Raw genomic sequence first — 16981 nt, 5'->3', positions numbered from 1 at the left:
CCGTCCCCCTTATGAAGTGTGCAGTCTTGAATAGACGGGCTTTCCGTCCCACACAATGTCCGTCGGCGCCTCCCGCCTCTTCATGTCCGGCTCTTCAAGAAGAACCGCGAAATTTTTCGTCGGGAGCTCCCCAAGCCCGTGCTTTTCGCTTAGCCGGTCTAAGTACTGCTTCCGTTTTGCGCCGAGGTCCGCAGACTGATTGCCGCCTCCCTCAAAAAACGCATATATGACGCTCGCGCAAGGAACACGCTTCACACGGTGCTGTTTCGCAGCGCGCAAATAAAAATCCCAGTCCCAGTAATTATGGACATCCGGATCAAAATATCCTAACGTGTCATGCAGAGAACGCCTGTACATGCTGCCTGACGGGACATACGTGGAAAACACCCGCATATCCTCATAATCGGCCGTATAGGCGAATGGCTTTCGTGAAACCGGAAATCTCGTGTTGTCCCGTTCTTCAAATGACACAATTTCCGCATCCGAATGAACCAAGTCGGCATCATCGAGCTCAGCCGCCATTCTTTCCAAATGGCCCGGCGTAATGAAATCATCATCATCGCACAGCATGATACAATCACCTGACGCTTTTTTCACACCGGCGTTCCGCGCTTCCACATGTCCGGCATTCTGTTCTAAATCAATCATCTGAATCGGCAGATCGCTGTACAGCTTTTTCGCCTCCTCGACTGATTCCCCGGCATCATTTACGATGATTACTTCATAAGGCTTTACGGTCTGCCTGGAAATCGACTCCAGCAGCTCACATAAAGCCGGAATCCGATTATACGTGACTATGACAATTGATATATTCATGATCCGCTCCTTCTGCTTTTTCTCATGTTCTATTAAAACATAAAGCGGCGGAGAGATCAGGGGGGATTTTTGATTTCAGCCCATTCAGAAACAAATCATGGTCATGCCCGCCAGCAAAACCAGAATGATCAGAAGATCTCCCCAAACGGCGCAAACCGCCTTGGCATTAAGTCTGCCCGCCTCCATGACATTCCAAAGTTTTGATTGATAAACAGGCACCAACACCATCGCATAGCACGTGCACAAACAGACAAAAGCCGGCGGGACGAGCGCGCATCCCTCACTGTCAAATCATTCCTCTAAGCCTTTCGTATTGTGATCGGGAGTAAATCTAACTATAATGAGGTATAAAACACTGATGGAGGCCATTGATATGTCAATGCACAAAGCACTTACTATTGCCGGTTCTGATTCCAGCGGCGGCGCGGGAATTCAGGCCGATTTAAAAACATTTCAAGAAAAAAACGTATACGGAATGACGGCTTTGACCGTTATCGTAGCGATGGACCCGGAAAACAGCTGGGATCATCAAGTATTTCCGATAGATGCCGGCACGATCCGCGCACAGCTTGCGACGATCGTTGACGGAATCGGCGTAGACGCCATGAAAACGGGCATGCTTCCTACCGTGGAGATCATTGAGCTTGCGGCGAAAACGATTAAAGAAAAACAGCTGAAAAATGTCGTTATCGATCCGGTCATGGTCTGCAAAGGAGCGAACGAAGTGCTGTATCCGGAGCACGCCGAAGCGCTGCGCACCCAATTGGCCCCGTTGGCAACCGTCATCACGCCAAACCTGTTCGAAGCAAGCCAGCTGAGCGGCATCGACGAATTAAAAACGGTGGAAGACATGAAAGAAGCGGCCAAGAAAATTCACGAACTCGGCGCGAAATATGTATTAATTACAGGCGGAGGCAAGCTGAAACATGAAAAAGCGGTCGACGTGCTGTATGACGGGGAAACCGCGGAAGTATTAGAAAGCGAAATGATTGATACGCCTTACACGCACGGAGCCGGATGCACATTCTCCGCCGCCGTTACGGCAGAATTGGCCAAAGGCGCTGAAGTGAAGGAAGCCATCTACGCGGCAAAAGAATTTATCACCGCTGCCATTAAAGAGTCCTTCCCGCTGAACCAATACATCGGTCCGACTAAACATTCGGCGATGCGTCTTAGCGGAAAATAAAATAAATATCCCCCTCATCACCGAGGGGGATTATTTCATTTTTTTCGCAGATGAACGTAAAAACATCTCAATCGATTGCACAAACAGCGCATATTCCTTCATCTGTTCATATGTATGGCTCAGCCGATCACTCCATTCGTTGTGCGGCTCGGCTCTCTTGAGCATGCGTTTCAGCTGAAGCAATACTTCTTTATATTCTTCCCGCTTATCTTCCACTTGCTCCGCGGTTTTGATAAGTAAACATTTCGGCGTCATCTTCTGATTTTTCAAAACTGAGAAAACAACTCCTTTTATTCCTGAAAATAGTAGTCTTTCGTTTGAAGATTAGCACAGATGGCATAGGTTTCACATAAGAAAAAAGAACGATTTTCTACAAAAGTGTCCAAATAGAGGCAGTTATTTCCGTTCTTCCTCTCGATGTAACCGTTACCTCATCATTTCCCGGGAAAGGAAAATATCTGGCGCTGAATACCTCTTCTCCGTCATTTAAAAACAATTCGATGGAGGATGCATCCAAAAAGAGCTGGACGGAACGCACCTCACTGATGGCGCAGCTTCTCGTTTCTTTTTCTTCTCCGCTGAAAGCTGTGCGCTCCAGCACGGCAAGCCCCTCTTCCTGATGAAACATAAACCGGGCCGCGCCCCGAATAGAGATTTCAAAACCCGATTCATGAGTCATGTCTTCCAGCAGCACTTCAGCCCGGGACACCTCTTTCACCGGGAGGGTTTCTGATGAGCGATTCAATTGAAGACGGCGCTTTTGCTCATCCGTGCGCCGTAATTTCATTTCCTGAAGCGGACGCTGTATGATTCTGCCGTTTGACAGTGAAAGCTCTCTCGGCATCGTCAAGCAGTGAACCCAGTGATACGCATGTGTCGGATGTTTGTCCTCCTGCTGATCGGGGACGCCCATCCACGCGAACAGAATCCTCCGTCCCTTATCGTCTTCCAGCGTCTGCGCCGCGTAAAAATCAAATCCTCTGTCAAGCTCCGTGAATTCACCGTGCTTAAACTCAAGCGGCTCTGTATCCAGTCTGCCGAGGAAATAGCCCGCCTGATGGCTGTTATGATATTTGATCCCGTCAGCGTCAAGCCCCTGCGGACATACGAGCAGCACGTCGGTTCCGTCCAAAGAAAACAAGTCCGGGCATTCCCACATATAGCCGAATGACCCGAGACCGCCGGAATCCGCCCCCGCAATCGCACCGAGAAACGTCCAATCCTTCAAGTTCTCTGATGTGAACAGCACAGCGCTTCCGGTGAGATTTTCTGTCTGCGCGCCGAGCACCATGTAATACGTCCCGTCCTTCTTCCAAACCTTCGGATCACGGAAATGAGCGGTATAGCCTTCCGGGAGACGCGCAACGACTCCTTTTTTTTCAAACACTTTTCCGTCTTCGGATACGGCCAGGCATTGATATGTTTCACGGTTGCCTTCTCCGTCACGGACATTGCCTGTGTACAACAGGCAGAGCCGGCCGTCTTTTTCAATGGCGCTTCCGGAATAACAGCCGTTCTTGTCATACCATTCGCCCGGCGCAAGCGCGATTTCTTCCTCTTTCCACTCAACAAAATCCTTCGTCGTCACATGCGCCCAAAATTTCGCGCCATGCCCCGTATGAAATGGCTGCCATTGAAAAAACAAGTGATACTCGCCGTTCCATTGGATCACGCCGTTCGGATCGTTTAAAAGCCCGACCGGCGGCATAATATGATAGTTCTGGCGGTACGGATCTTTTGCAGCGGTTTCTCGGCGCTTCTTTTTTGCTTCCTCAGCCTGCATGCGCAGCTCTTGATCCAGTGTACTCATTTGGCGGCCTCCTTTTCTTTAGCTCCCATAATGTAAGCGGCAATAAACGCCGTCACAGAGGCGATGCCCATTCCGATCAGGTAGTTTATGAGATTTCCTAAACCGAGTGGTGCCGTGATGGCAATCATCGGGATTCCGCTCAGACCGTAGGCATTGGCGGCGACACCGGTCACCACGACATAGGCGCCTCCCAGCGCTCCGCCGATCATTCCCGCGATAAACGGCTTGCGGTATCTAAGGTTCACCCCGAAAATGACGGGCTCGGTTACGCCGAGAAAAGCGGAAAACGCGGCAGGCAGAGCGATTTCTTTCATCTTCACTTTTTTCGTCAGGAAAAATACAGCCAGTCCCGCCGCGCCCTGGGCGACATTTGCCATCGACCAGATAGGAAGGATATAGTTTCTGCCCAAATCAGCGATGAGGCCGGCCTCAATCGCATGAAAGCTGTGATGCACACCGGTAAGCACAATAAGCGGATAAGCCCCTCCGAAAAGAAGTCCTGCAACAATGCCCGCATGATCATACACATACATCAGCGAGACGGTAATGCCTGATCCGATTGCCCTGCCAAGCGGACCGATTGCGATAAAGGTGATAAATCCGGTCACAATCACCGTGACAAACGGCGTGACCAATAAATCTAAAGCGTGAGGCACAATTTTCCTCGTGCCTTTTTCCACCTTGCTCATAATATAAACGGCTAACAGTACGGGGATGACCGTTCCTTGGTAGCCGAGAAGCGCAATGTGGAAGCCGAAGAGTTCCATAAAATCAGGCGCTGAATCCGCAAGCCCCCATGGGTTCAAAAGCACCGGATGAATCATAATTCCGCCGAGCACCGCCCCGAGATAGGGATTTCCGCCAAATTCCTTTGCCGCGCTGAACCCGATGAATATGGGCAGAAAGAGAAAAGCCGCGCTTGAAAACATATTGAGAAGAATAAACATTGGAGATTGTTCAGACACCCAATGAAAGGCCTTCATCATGCCGAGCAGTCCCATTAAAAGACCGCTTGCCACGATAGCTGGAATGATAGGAACGAATATGTTAGACAGTGTTTTCGCCAATCTTGCGGCCGGGTTCAGCTTTTTTTTCGCTGCGTCCTGATGGGTCTCGCGATCTTCCCGCCCCAAATCGGCTTCTTTTGAAAAAGCGTCATACACTTTATTCACGAGCCCGGTGCCGAATATAATCTGATATTGTCCCGAGCTGCTGAAAGCCCCTTTTACGCCTTCTATTTCTTCAATGCCGGCCTGGCTGATCTTCTGTTCATCCTGAATGACGAGCCTGAGCCGCGTCGCGCAATGTGTCGCGCTGATGACGTTTGATTCCCCTCCGATATGTTTAATAAGCTGTTTTGCCGTTTTTTGATAATCCATTACGTTTCCCCCTTTCCAAAATCAAAAAAGACCTAAAATTCGCCAACGAAAAAGGTCAGTATGATCCCTTTTTCATGTACGCAAATTTTAGGTCTTGCCTGCATAACCAGTCACAATCCCGCCGGATTCAGTTTTATAATGCGCTATCATTTTATTTCATGACAGCGCTTTCGTCAATATATTTTCAAAAAAAAGTCTGTTTCTCCAAACAGACACGTTATTCCGGGGTTTTTTGAAGACGCTGGACATGCAGCGTAATATAGCCGGCCTCGGATTCCGGCAGTTCCAAATCATATTCATTTTTTAAAAACGCCGCCAGTTCAAGCGCACACCGATAAGCAAACGGATACTTTTTTTGGATGAAATAAAGCATCTCCTCGTCCATGGAGTGAAGAGCTTCATTTGAATCCAACCGGCTGACCGCATACCGCAAGTGCGTGACGAGGCGCTGATAGGAAATACTGTCTTCATCAACCTTCTGTTCAAAAAAGGATTCGATCTTTTCGATCATTTCTTTGATCATGGTTGTATGCTTCATCGCCGAATACATGCTTTTGGCATCCGCCTTGGCAGTGTGGATATGAAGCGCGATATACCCCGCCTCATCGTCAGGCAATGATATACCGAGGGTTCGTTTCACGTGTTCGACCGCCCAACGGCCGATTTCATATTCTTTTTTATAGAGCGCCTTAATTTCATGAAGCAATCGGTTATGCACCTGAAAGCCGTTTTGAATCCTTTCGATCGCAAAGGATAAATGGTCCGCCAGCGCAATGTGGATATGATCACTCAAAGGCGCCGCAAGCTCTCCCTCCGCATGGCTGATGATATCCTCAGCCGCTTCTATATGCTCTTCGGGAAGCGTTTCTAACACTTGTTTGAACTTTTCATTTTCGTCGTGCACGACAAATATTTTTTCAATTTTATGTTTTTGAATCACATCATTTTTTCTCTTTTGAAAAGCGATTCCGGGCCCCATTACGATCTTTTCCCGTCCGTCTTCTTTTATTAACGCCGCATTGTTATTTAATACTTTGTCTATTCTCAAGAGGTTCGCTCCCGTTCATATGTTTAGTGGGATTGTACCCTCTTTTTCATATGATGTAAAGGCACCGGACCTGCACGCTCCTGTTTCGGCAATTCTTTGCGGACCGGCACCCACCGGTTTTTATCCAGCCTGCCGCAGGCCGATTTCGTCTCATCGGTCAGATCCGCCGATCGGACTCGGCTCACAAACGAAAATGCCCCAGCCGTCCGTTTCGCTTTCATATGATAGACAGCTTGGTTTCCGTACACAGCGGCTAATTGATATTTTCCGTTACCCGGCGCCATCCAGTTCATCAGAAAGACCATCCACACCCGTAAAGATACCAGCAAACGTTTCATTGCAAATCATCCCTCCGCTTCTTTTTGACAGACAGCTTGTTCGCAGGCCTGTTTTCTCTCCGCTTTAACGGAAAAGGCGGCCGATCCTTCTCCGCTAAAAACTAGCGGGTCTAGCAACCCTATGACTCTATGATAGACGCGGCCGGGCGAATTGTTTGTCACAATATGAGTGAAAAAACAAACTAGTTTTCAGAAGTTTTGTTGAAAGCTGATGGAAATGACCTGAAAAATGGAGAAGCGGTTAAAAAAAGTTATACACACTTTATCCCTTGGTTAAGCACAGCTTAAACACAGGTGATATCCACATATCCACAAAACCGATCTATATTTTGTATAGGAACATTAGTTCCCAACAATATATATACACAAATTTATTCAGTTATACACAGGATTCTGTGTATAACTCCCTCCTTATTCACAGACCAATTTCCAGAAATGAGTCCTATGTCACAAGGAATATTTTGAATTTTCGAGAAATATATACTAGATTTCTAATTTAGATAAAGAAAAAGGGGGAAACACGATTGAAAAAAGGAATCATCCGTTATCTTCTTCCGGCTTTTGTCTTATCCTTTACCTTATCCACAAGTTCACAGGCGGCGCCGGCTTCAAAATCTCAAGCACCTGACCTTGAGAAGGCAGAGGTGTTCGGTGACATTGATATGACTACCGGCAAACAAACGACGGTCATCGTAGAGCTGAAGGAAAAGTCACTCGCGGAAGCAAAGGAACTCGGTAAAACCCAATCAAAAAACAAGCTGAAAAGCGAACGCGCAAAGGTAAAAAACAAAGCGCTCAAAACCATTAAACACGGAAAGATCAACAGGGAATATGAGCAAGTGTTTTCCGGTTTCTCCATGAAACTCCCGGCCAATGAAATACCCAAACTGCTGAGTGATCAGGATGTCAAAGCGGTTTATCCGAATGTCACCTATCATACCGATCAGCTGAAAGATAAAGACATCACCCTTGCTAAGGATGCCGTGTCTCCGCAGATGGATGACAGCGCGCCTTATATCGGGGCAAATGACGCGTGGAAGCTCGGCTATACGGGGAAAGGCGTCAAGGTTGCCATTATTGATACGGGCGTCGAATATAAACACCCTGACTTAAAGAAAAATTTCGGACAATATAAAGGATATGATTTTGTGGATAACGATTACGATCCTGAAGAAACGCCGTCCGGTGATCCGAGAGGCGCGGCGACTGACCACGGAACTCACGTCGCGGGCACAGTAGCCGCAAATGGAACGATTAAAGGCGTCGCGCCCGATGCAACACTCCTTGCCTACCGTGTGCTCGGTCCCGGCGGAAGCGGAACAACTGAGAACGTCATCGCCGGTATCGAACGCGCTGTACAGGACGGAGCGAATGTCATGAACCTCTCGCTCGGCAATTCTGTGAATAACCCGGACTGGGCGACAAGCACGGCGCTTGACTGGGCGATGTCAGAAGGCGTCACGGCCGTTACATCAAACGGAAACAGCGGGCCGAACAATTGGACCGTCGGCTCTCCGGGAACGTCCAGAGAAGCCATCTCCGTCGGAGCGACACAGCTGCCGCTGAATGAATATGCCGTCTCCTTCGGTTCTTATTCCTCAGCGAAAGTGATGGGCTATAACAAAGAAGATGACATCAAAGCATTGAATAAAAAAGAAACAGAGCTCATAGAAGCGGGTATCGGCGAGCAAAAGGATTTTGAAGGCAAAGATCTGAAAGGAAAAGTCGCAGTCGTCAAACGGGGCAGCATCGCCTTTGTGGATAAAGCCGACAACGCCAAAAAAGCGGGCGCGATCGGTATGGTTGTGTATAACAATGCCCCGGGAGAAATTGAAGCCAACGTACCGGGCATGTCCGTGCCGACGATTAAGCTTTCATCAGAAGACGGCGAAAAACTCGTCAGCCAATTAAAAGCGGGCAGCACAAAAGCGACATTCAATTTATCAGTGGCTAAATCGCTCACTGAACAAATGGCAGACTTCTCGTCTCGCGGTCCTGTTATGGACACATGGATGATTAAACCGGATGTCTCAGCTCCCGGCGTAAACATCGTCAGCACCATTCCGACGCATGATCCGGCCAACCCGTACGGCTACGGATCGAAGCAGGGAACGAGCATGGCTTCACCGCACGTAGCCGGCGCAGCTGCCGTCATCAGGCAGGCCAAACCGAAATGGAGTCCGGAACAAATAAAATCCGCTCTCATGAATACGGCCGACACCTTAACGGACGCGGACGGTGATGCATACCCGCATAATGCGCAAGGTGCCGGAAGCATCAGAATCATGAAGGCAATTAAAGCAGACTCCCTTGTCGCCCCGGGAAGTTATTCTTACGGAACGTTTATGAAAGACAAAGGCAATGAAACGAAAAAAGAAACCTTTACGATTGAAAACCAATCATCCATCAGAAAATCATATCAGCTCGAGTACTCTTTCAACGGCACGGGCATTACCGTTTCGGGCACAGACCGGGTCGTGGTCCCCGCTCATCAAATTGGAAAAGTCAATGCGAAGGTAAAGGTCAATGCCAAAAAAGTAAAGGCAGGCACCTATGAGGGAACAGTCACAGTGCGTGAAGGCGGAAAAACAGTCGCAAAAGTGCCGACGCTGCTGATTGTAAAAGAGCCGGACTATCCGCGCGTGACGTCAATCGACGTGCAGGACGGCACCACGCAGGGAACCTACCAAATTGAAACCTATCTTCCGGCGGGAGCCGAAGAGCTTGCCTTCCTTGTATATGACAGCAACCTCGACTTTGTCGGCCAAGCCGGCATTTACAAAAAGCAGGATAAAGGCTATCAATATTTCGACTGGAACGGCAAAGTCAATGGTGACACCGCACTGCCGGCAGGAGAATATTACATGCTGGCCTATGCCGCAAACAAAGGGAAATCAAGCCAGGTGCTGACTGAAAAACCTTTTATCATTGAATAACCAAACAACCCTGCTGAAGCATCAGCAGGGTTTCTTTCTGATCATTCGGCAAAGGCTTCACGAAGCAGCCGGTACGACTGAAGTTTATCTTCAAACTGATGAGTAATGGTCACAGCCATCACTTCTTCCGTTCCATATGCTTTACTGAGAGCCAGAATCTGTTCTTTCACTTGCTGCTTTGTTCCGATGATCATTCGATTCCGATTATCGGCAATTCGTCTTTGTTCATACGGTGTATACGTATTGCCGCGGACGGTTTCGTAAGACGGTACGCCCTGAAGCGGAATCCCCTGTTCACCCGCAAGAAGCGTATAATCCATGACGGCCGCGAGTTCCTCCGCTTTCTCTTCAGTATCCGCGCACAGTACAAATACCGCCACGGCCGTTTTTGGTTCTTTTCCTAATACAGAAGGTTTAAATCGGCGCTTATATTGTGCCGTCGTGCTTTCTCCGCCTTCTCCATTAATAAAATGGGCAAACATATAGCCTGCTCCCGTTTCTGCGCTCAGAAGCGCGCTTTCCCCCGAAGAACCGAGAAGCCAGACTTCCGGCGCTGTTTTAATAAGGGGTGATGCCGTCAGATTCGGAAAACGGTGATTTTCGTCGGCTGCATCATGCAAATACATCGCCAGCTCACGAATCTGCTGCGGGTATTGATCAGCATTCCGCTTCCCGCCGTCATTCAGCGCCCATGACGCGATCGGCATTCCGCCCGGCGCCCGTCCCAATCCGAGATCGATTCTGCCCGGCGTCAAACCTTCAAGCACGCGGAAATTCTCCGCCACCTTATATGCGCTGTAATGCGGAAGCATGACACCGCCCGAGCCTACACGGATTCTGTTCGTTTTCGCCGCAATATGGCTGATGAGCACTTCAGGGCTTGAACCCGCCAACCGCTCTGAAAAATGATGCTCTGACACCCAGAACCTCTTATATCCGAGTTTCTCCGCCTCCTGCGCGAGCCTCACTGTATCCCGCAGCGCACTCTCTGCAGTACTCCCTTCTGATACAGGAGATTGATCTAATATACTTAATGAAATCATCACTGTCACCTCCTCAACATCGTACCACTGCTAGGCCGTTTTTTCTTTCTGTATGCTTATAAGCATCCCTGTTGCTAAACTTTTATATACCTTGTTCCATTTTGTCGAAATATGTTACACGTGAAACATAAAAAAACCTCTCCCGTCAGGAGAGGTTTTTCTTAATTTTTTTGAAAACCTTTGTCTTTTACGTATTGATTTAAATACGTTCTCGGTTTTTGTTTCATGAACTGCAGAATTTGATCAGACCATGTTTCAACCCGCTTGCCGTTTGTCCGTTTATCATAATAATCGGAGATGGTTTCATCATATTCCTTCATATAACTGCGGAAGTTTTCGTCATTCGTATCATACGTGTTTTCATGATATACGGCTTGTTTCGGCAAACGCGGCTTTTGACCTGACGGATGAGCGGGGTGGCCGACTACCAGACCGAACAGCGGCAGCACATGGTCAGGTGTACCGAGCACTTCCGTCACCTGATCAAGCTCATTCCGAATGCCTCCGATGTAACAAATGCCAAGGCCCATTGATTCTGCGGCAACACTTACGTTTTGTGCAGCAAGTGCGGCATCAATGACGCTGACCATAAACATTTCCGTATTCTCAAGAAGCTCTGTAATGTTTTCGCCTTTTTCTTCAGCAAGTTTTTTATGACGGTACAAATCAGCGCAAAACACAAACAAGTGCCCGTTATTCTCGACGTAAGGCTGATTTCCGGCCAGCGCCGCCAGCTTTTGCTTTTTCTCCGGATCAGTTACGCCGATGATGGAGTAAGCCTGCACGTAACTGGATGTTGACGCCGCCTGGGCGCTTTTCACTAATGTATCTATCTCTTCTGCTGTCAGCAGCTCGTCAGTAAATGATCGGATCGACCGATGATTAAGTATAGTTTCGATGGTATTGTTCATATAAAAAGCCTCCTTCTCTATATATCATATCCCAAAGGGAATCATGTCAAAAGCAAAATGCTCTGAACAAAAAAAGACAGCCCGAAAAACGAGCCGTCTGACATTATGAATTGAACAAATAACTTTTATATTTCGTCAGCTGCACACTTGCGTTATATACAATCCCGAAGCTGATCAATGTAGATAGCACCGAGCTCCCTCCATAGCTGACAAACAGCAGCGGAATTCCGGTAACCGGCATAATGCCGATATTCATCCCGATGTTCTGGAAGGTGTGAATCACGATAAGTGCAGTAAATCCTACGCAAAAGAATGCGCCGAATCGGTTAAAGGCATGCAGACGGTCAATCAGCACCACAAGCCTGTAAATTAAAAAGAAAAACATGACAACCGCAATGGCACAGCCTAAAAACCCGAAACTTTCACCCAAAATCGCAAAGATAAAGTCGGTCTGTCCTTCAGGCACGTACACTTTCAGATTATGAACGCCGTTTCCGGTAATACCGCCCGATCCGATCGCCATAACGGCCTGATCGACCTGCCAGCTTTTGTCACTCTCTGCCTGTGTCGTAGCCGCGCTGGAATCAGACATCCACGATGTAATCCGGTTAATTTGATAGTCCGCAATGCCGATTGAATTTGCCACATGGGGAAATTCAATTACGAGCGCTAAGAAAAGGGCGACAACAAGGGCGGCTGATCCGCCGATAATGGTGATCAGCTTCCAGTTCACACCCGACATAAACACCATCACCATAACGATAAACAGACAGATCGCTCCCGTTCCGGCATCCTGCAAAACGATCAGTCCGATCGGAATCACTGTCCATGCTGCAATTTTCAAAAGCAGATTCACATCTTCCCGAAGTGATCTTTGATCTTTCGGGCTTGCCTTCGATATAATGGACGCGACCATCATCATAATTCCTATTTTCGTAAACTCAGAGGGCTGGAGGGTAAAGCTTCCGATTTTAAACCAGCTTTTTGCCCCGTTCTTAATCGGGGCGATGGATTCCGGTGCGACACGCAAAAGAAGCAGTGACAGCACGCCGGCAATTAATACGTACAGACTCAGTTTTTCAAGCTGCTCTAAATCAAAATACATAATACCGACCATGAGACCGGCTCCGATGACATAAAAGACGATCTGTCTCATCCAGGCATCACTTCCATACTGCCCGAACTGTCCGGCCGCATAAATCGCCGCAACACTAATTATTAAAAACACACCAAATATAAAAATCAAATCCCCCTGATAATAGGGATTTTGCTGTTTCTTATATCGACTCATTCTATCCCGCCTTACATTTTCATCGGAAGTCACTATTGTTTATTATACATGAACACCGTTCAAGAAAACATGATGAGGTTGTTTCTTTTTACGGTTTGGGGACTACACGACATATGACGTGTCAGAAAAGGAAATGTTTCGGTCATGGTGAAACTTTTCCGATAAAAAAACCCCTTCTCGTCAGAAAAGGGGATTCAGCTCATGTTTAATGTCATAAACAAACTGTTCGGGTCCTCATTGTAGTCTGCAAACGGTCCACAATATTGAAACCCGGTTTTTTCATACAGGCGCCTGGCGGGGAGAAAAGCATCCATCGAACCGGTTTCCAAGCTGATCCGCTGATAGCCTCTCCGCTTTGCTTCTTCAATTATATGGTGAAGGATTCGTTTGGCCGCACCTTTTCTGACATGCTGCGGAGAGGTTTTCATTGATTTCACCTCACCGTGCCGGCTGTTCAGCTCCTTTAAGGCGCCGCAGCCGAGCAGGACGCCGTCTTCCCTCGCACTCCAAAACGTAACGTCAGGCTGGCGCAGGCGGTCCGCATTGAGCGCGTGTATACTCTCCGGGGGAGAATGCAGGGTCATGCTCTTCAGATGCGCCTGCAAAAGCGCAATGACATCCGGCGCTGTTACATCTTCTTTCCTTACGTGCACTTCAACCACCCTTGCTGTGCATATTTTCTTTGACCATAGCAAAGGTTCACAGCCTGCGCTACTCCATTGTACGGAAATGTGACAGGGTATTTGGCCTTTCCGGTTTCTTGTACCTATCCAAAAATGGGGCAATAGTTGCAATACATTTCTCGAAAAAGCGGTATCAAAAATTGGAAAACATGGTATAATAATTGTAACAAAATGTTCAAAAAACGACCACAAAACAGACACATTTTATTCTCTGTATTTCATTTTGGAAACGTTGCCATAAAATGAAAGGAGACACGTAAGATGGACATGTTTTTTGCTTATTTACTGGTCGCAAGCGCAACACCCCTCTTTATCTGGCTGGATAACAAAAAAGTGGCCCTCTCGGCCATACCGCCAATCATTTTAATGTGGGTTTTCTTCTACTTTTACGCAACCAGCAGTCTATCCCCTCTCGGCCACACACTCATGATTATCCTGTTTGCCGTCAACGTCATCGTTGCCCATATCGCCGCCTTTATCATTTACGGTCTTCCGCGCCTGCGCCGGAGAAGAAGCCGATAAAGGCACAAAAAACCCTCTTCGCCTGAACGAAGAGGGTTTCTTTTTATTCCTTATGTTCGGAATGTTGTTTTGCACCGCCTGGAGGGTTTCCATCCATATGGTCACCGTGTTGGTAGTGCGCCGCAAAGATCCAGATGGAACCAAGGATGATGACAATCGCTCCGAAAAATCCGAAGAGCGTGTTTCCGACTTGGATTCCGCCGTTTTCGCTTTCTGTCATGTGCATGAACATGAGAAGCTGCAGACCGGCTTGAATAAATGCGAATCCGAAAATGATCCAGAGTTTTGCTGATGAACTTAAATCTGTGTATACCGCAACCCAAAGGGCCAGCAGGGTCAGAATAATAGACAACGCAAAACCTACGATATGCTTCCACGGGAAGTGGCTGTGTTCAGCAGATTTGTTTGCCATATTATAGTCCCCCCAATCCGATGAGATAGACGCCTGTAAAGATGAAAATCCAAACAACGTCTAAGAAGTGCCAGTATAAACTTGAGATAAAGATTTTTGAAGACGTCTGCGGTGTTAATCCGCGTTTCTTCAATTGCAGTAAGATGCCGGTAATCCAGAAGATACCGATCGTTACGTGCGTTCCGTGCGTTCCCAGAAGGACGAAGAATCCAGACCAGAAAGCACTTGTACCGAGAGATGCTCCTTCATGTACATAATGGATGAACTCGTTAAGCTCACATCCGACGAAGCCCGCGCCGAGAAGAAGCGTAATGATCGTCCAAATGACGACGCCTTTTAAACTTCCGCGACGCATTTCATGAACAGCGATCCCGCAGGTGAAACTGCTGATCAGAAGCAGGAATGTCATGATCATGACAAGCTTCACTTCAAATAATTCAGCCGGTAAGACCCCTCCTGCTGTTCTTCTTTGAAGAACGAAGAAGGTTGCAAATAGTGTTGAGAACAACACAATCTCTGCCCCTAAAAAGATCCAAAACCCGAGAATATTGAGTCTGCCGGTTTCAGATTGATATTCCATAGGCGCGTTAGAATTGCCGTGTTCTGCATGTTCCATAAATCACGCCTCCTTTATTCGGAAATCTTTCTTTCCGTCTCTTTTATTTCCTCAACAGGTATATAGTAGCCGTTGTCATATTCAAATGAACGAAGCACCATGCAAAGCAGAATGCCGATCAAGCCGACAATGCCCATCCAGAACCATTCAAATACAAGTCCGAAGCCTGCAAAACCGAACGCGACTGACATAATAAGCGGTCTGCCGGAGTTGTGCGGCATATGGATTTTCTTGAATTTGCTTTCCGGATGAATATCCATTTTGTCTTCTTTCAATTGCAGGTACGCATCTTGAGATTTCACTTCAGGAAGCACCGCAAAGTTGTAGTGCGGCGGAATCGCAGATGAAGTCGCCCACTCAAGCGTACGTCCCACGCCCCATGAATCTCCGCTGATCTCGCGAGTAGAGTAGCGGAAGCTGTAGTAGATGTTGTAGCAAAGGATTAAGAATCCGACACCCATCATGAAGGCTCCGACAGTTGAAATAAAGTTTAATGCAGTCCATCCGTCATTCGGTCCGTAAGTGTAAATACGGCGAGGCATACCTTGCAGCCCCAGGAAGTATTGAGGGAAGAAACATACATTAAATCCGATCATAAAGATCCAGAAGAACCATTTTCCGATTCTTTCGTTCAGCTTGTGGCCGAACATTTTCGGATACCAGAAAATAAATCCTGCGAAACACGCAAATACCGTACCCGCGATCAGCACATAGTGGAAGTGAGATACAAGGAAGTACGTATTATGGTATTGATAATCCGCTGCAGCCATCGCGAGCATAACCCCTGTTACCCCGCCGACAACGAAGTTCGGGATGAACGCAAGCGCCCACAGCATCGGTGTTGTAAAACTGATTCGGCCTTTATACATCGTAAAGAGCCAGTTAAAGATTTTAACCCCGGTCGGAACCGAAATCGCCATCGTTGTAATCGAGAAGAAAGAGTTAACAGACGCACTGTTCCCCATTGTGAAGAAGTGGTGAGTCCATACAAGGAAACTCAGGACGGAAATGGCGATAATAGAGCCGACCATCGCTTTGTAACCGAATAACTGCTTTCTTGCAAAAGCTGAAATAATTTCAGAGAAAATACCGAATGCCGGTAAGATAACAATGTAAACTTCAGGGTGTCCCCAAATCCAGAATAAGTTAGCCCAAAGCATCGGCATACCGCCGGCTTCCAGCGTGAAGAAGTGAGCGCCGAACAAACGGTCAAATGATAAGAGCGCCAATGCCACTGTCAGAACAGGGAAGGCGAATACGATAATAACCATTGTAATCAGCGTCGTCCATGTGAACATCGGCATACGCATCAGCGTCATGCCTTTCGTACGCATTTTCAGGATTGTCACCATAAAGTTGATACCCGTCATCAGCGTACCGATACCGGCAATCTGAAGACCGAGCAGGTAGAAGTTCTCACCAGGTCCAGGGCTCATGTCGTTGCTTGCCAGCGGCATGTAACTCGTCCAGCCTGCGTTCGGAGAACCCCCGATAACGAAAGAAATATTGAATAGCATCGCACCTACGAAGAACGTCCAGAAACTCAGGTTGTTCAAGTACGGGAATGCTACGTCGCGCGCACCGATCTGCAAAGGTACGACAACGTTGATCAGACCGATTAAAAACGGCATCGCCATGAAGATAATCATGATCGTACCGTGAGTCGTAAAGATCTCATTATAGTGGTTTGAGTCTAAAAAATTGTTATTAGGAAGCGCTAACTGGGCACGCATCATCAAGCCGTCTACCCCGCCGCGGAACAGCATGATAACAGCAGAGATAATGTACATGATTCCAAGTTTCTTATGGTCTACAGACGTAAGCCATTCAGACCAGAGCCATTTCCACTTTTTGAAGTATGTGAGTACAACGATGATAGCAATAGTGGAAAGCGCAATGGAAACTTGTGCGCCCAGAATTAATGGGTCACCTGTTACAAAAAATTCATCCCATCTCAATTTCATTCGGGCTTCCTCCTTTCTTGTTCAAT

At 47.6% G+C, this 16981-nt stretch carries 16 protein-coding genes; 3 read left to right on the top strand and 13 right to left on the bottom strand.

Going from position 1 to position 16981, the window contains the following annotated elements; translation table 11 throughout:
• Positions 1-9: 9 nt before the first annotated feature.
• On the bottom strand, positions 10-816 hold the full coding sequence (locus ACQE26_RS05610) for a glycosyltransferase family 2 protein (RefSeq protein ID WP_500470916.1): 807 nt from the start codon (positions 814-816) through the stop codon (positions 10-12).
• A gap of 373 nt (positions 817-1189) precedes the next feature.
• On the opposite strand from ACQE26_RS05610, the gene ACQE26_RS05605 reads away from it, so the two are divergent.
• The gene (locus ACQE26_RS05605) at positions 1190-2002 is read left to right on the top strand and encodes a bifunctional hydroxymethylpyrimidine kinase/phosphomethylpyrimidine kinase (RefSeq protein WP_500470914.1); all 813 of its coding nucleotides are present in this window, start codon (positions 1190-1192) and stop codon (positions 2000-2002) included.
• 30 nt (positions 2003-2032) lie between these two features.
• On the opposite strand, the gene ACQE26_RS05600 is transcribed toward ACQE26_RS05605, so the two are convergent.
• From ACQE26_RS05600 to ACQE26_RS05580, 5 genes are all read right to left on the bottom strand, one after another.
• Positions 2033-2257 (bottom strand): hypothetical protein, encoded by a 225-nt coding sequence (locus ACQE26_RS05600; protein WP_500471460.1) that lies wholly within the window; start codon positions 2255-2257, stop codon positions 2033-2035.
• Between the two features lie 115 nt (positions 2258-2372).
• Complete coding sequence (locus ACQE26_RS05595; RefSeq protein ID WP_500470913.1) at positions 2373-3812, bottom strand: sucrose-6-phosphate hydrolase; 1440 nt, start codon at positions 3810-3812, stop codon at positions 2373-2375.
• Entirely contained in the window at positions 3809-5191 is a 1383-nt protein-coding gene (locus ACQE26_RS05590) for a sucrose-specific PTS transporter subunit IIBC (RefSeq protein ID WP_500470912.1), read from the bottom strand. Before ACQE26_RS05590 ends, ACQE26_RS05595 begins: the two co-directional genes overlap by 4 nt.
• Positions 5192-5408: 217 nt before the next feature.
• The gene (locus ACQE26_RS05585) at positions 5409-6239 is read right to left on the bottom strand and encodes a PRD domain-containing protein (protein ID WP_375004676.1); all 831 of its coding nucleotides are present in this window, start codon (positions 6237-6239) and stop codon (positions 5409-5411) included.
• A 23-nt stretch (positions 6240-6262) separates the two neighbouring features.
• Positions 6263-6577, bottom strand: coding sequence for a hypothetical protein (locus ACQE26_RS05580; RefSeq protein ID WP_500470910.1), 315 nt, complete (start codon positions 6575-6577; stop codon positions 6263-6265).
• A 524-nt stretch (positions 6578-7101) separates the two neighbouring features.
• Between ACQE26_RS05580 and ACQE26_RS05575 the strand changes: the two genes are divergently transcribed.
• Positions 7102-9513, top strand: coding sequence for a S8 family peptidase (locus ACQE26_RS05575; protein ID WP_500470909.1), 2412 nt, complete (start codon positions 7102-7104; stop codon positions 9511-9513).
• A 41-nt stretch (positions 9514-9554) separates the two neighbouring features.
• Here the strand turns inward: ACQE26_RS05575 and ACQE26_RS05570 are convergent, their stop codons facing one another.
• From ACQE26_RS05570 to ACQE26_RS05555, 4 genes are all read right to left on the bottom strand, one after another.
• Complete coding sequence (locus tag ACQE26_RS05570) at positions 9555-10556, bottom strand: LLM class flavin-dependent oxidoreductase (RefSeq protein WP_500470908.1); 1002 nt, start codon at positions 10554-10556, stop codon at positions 9555-9557.
• A 161-nt stretch (positions 10557-10717) separates the two neighbouring features.
• Entirely contained in the window at positions 10718-11467 is a 750-nt protein-coding gene (nfsA, locus tag ACQE26_RS05565) for an oxygen-insensitive NADPH nitroreductase (RefSeq protein WP_438420896.1), read from the bottom strand.
• Between the two features lie 103 nt (positions 11468-11570).
• On the bottom strand, positions 11571-12758 hold the full coding sequence (gene rodA / locus ACQE26_RS05560) for a cell shape-determining peptidoglycan glycosyltransferase RodA (RefSeq protein ID WP_016937524.1): 1188 nt from the start codon (positions 12756-12758) through the stop codon (positions 11571-11573).
• A 194-nt stretch (positions 12759-12952) separates the two neighbouring features.
• On the bottom strand, positions 12953-13411 hold the full coding sequence (locus tag ACQE26_RS05555; RefSeq protein WP_500470906.1) for a GNAT family N-acetyltransferase: 459 nt from the start codon (positions 13409-13411) through the stop codon (positions 12953-12955).
• A 291-nt stretch (positions 13412-13702) separates the two neighbouring features.
• On the opposite strand from ACQE26_RS05555, the gene ywcE reads away from it, so the two are divergent.
• Entirely contained in the window at positions 13703-13963 is a 261-nt protein-coding gene (ywcE, locus tag ACQE26_RS05550; protein ID WP_060963974.1) for a spore morphogenesis/germination protein YwcE, read from the top strand.
• A 43-nt stretch (positions 13964-14006) separates the two neighbouring features.
• On the opposite strand, the gene qoxD is transcribed toward ywcE, so the two are convergent.
• Genes qoxD through qoxB form a run of 3 tightly spaced genes read right to left on the bottom strand, consistent with a single transcriptional unit; the run spans position 14007 to position 16955 of the window.
• Complete coding sequence (gene qoxD / locus ACQE26_RS05545) at positions 14007-14375, bottom strand: cytochrome aa3 quinol oxidase subunit IV (RefSeq protein ID WP_095241156.1); 369 nt, start codon at positions 14373-14375, stop codon at positions 14007-14009.
• 1 nt (position 14376) lies between these two features.
• Entirely contained in the window at positions 14377-14991 is a 615-nt protein-coding gene (gene qoxC / locus ACQE26_RS05540) for a cytochrome aa3 quinol oxidase subunit III (RefSeq protein ID WP_013354030.1), read from the bottom strand.
• A gap of 14 nt (positions 14992-15005) precedes the next feature.
• A complete protein-coding gene (gene qoxB, locus ACQE26_RS05535) occupies positions 15006-16955 on the bottom strand; it encodes a cytochrome aa3 quinol oxidase subunit I (protein ID WP_500470905.1) in 1950 nt (649 codons plus the stop codon).
• Positions 16956-16981: the final 26 nt, after the last annotated feature.

It is taken from the genome of Bacillus sp. 5RYD7K (assembly GCF_059831465.1).
The sequence above is the reverse complement of the archived record's forward strand: the minus strand, read 5'-3'. Positions and strand labels throughout refer to the sequence as shown.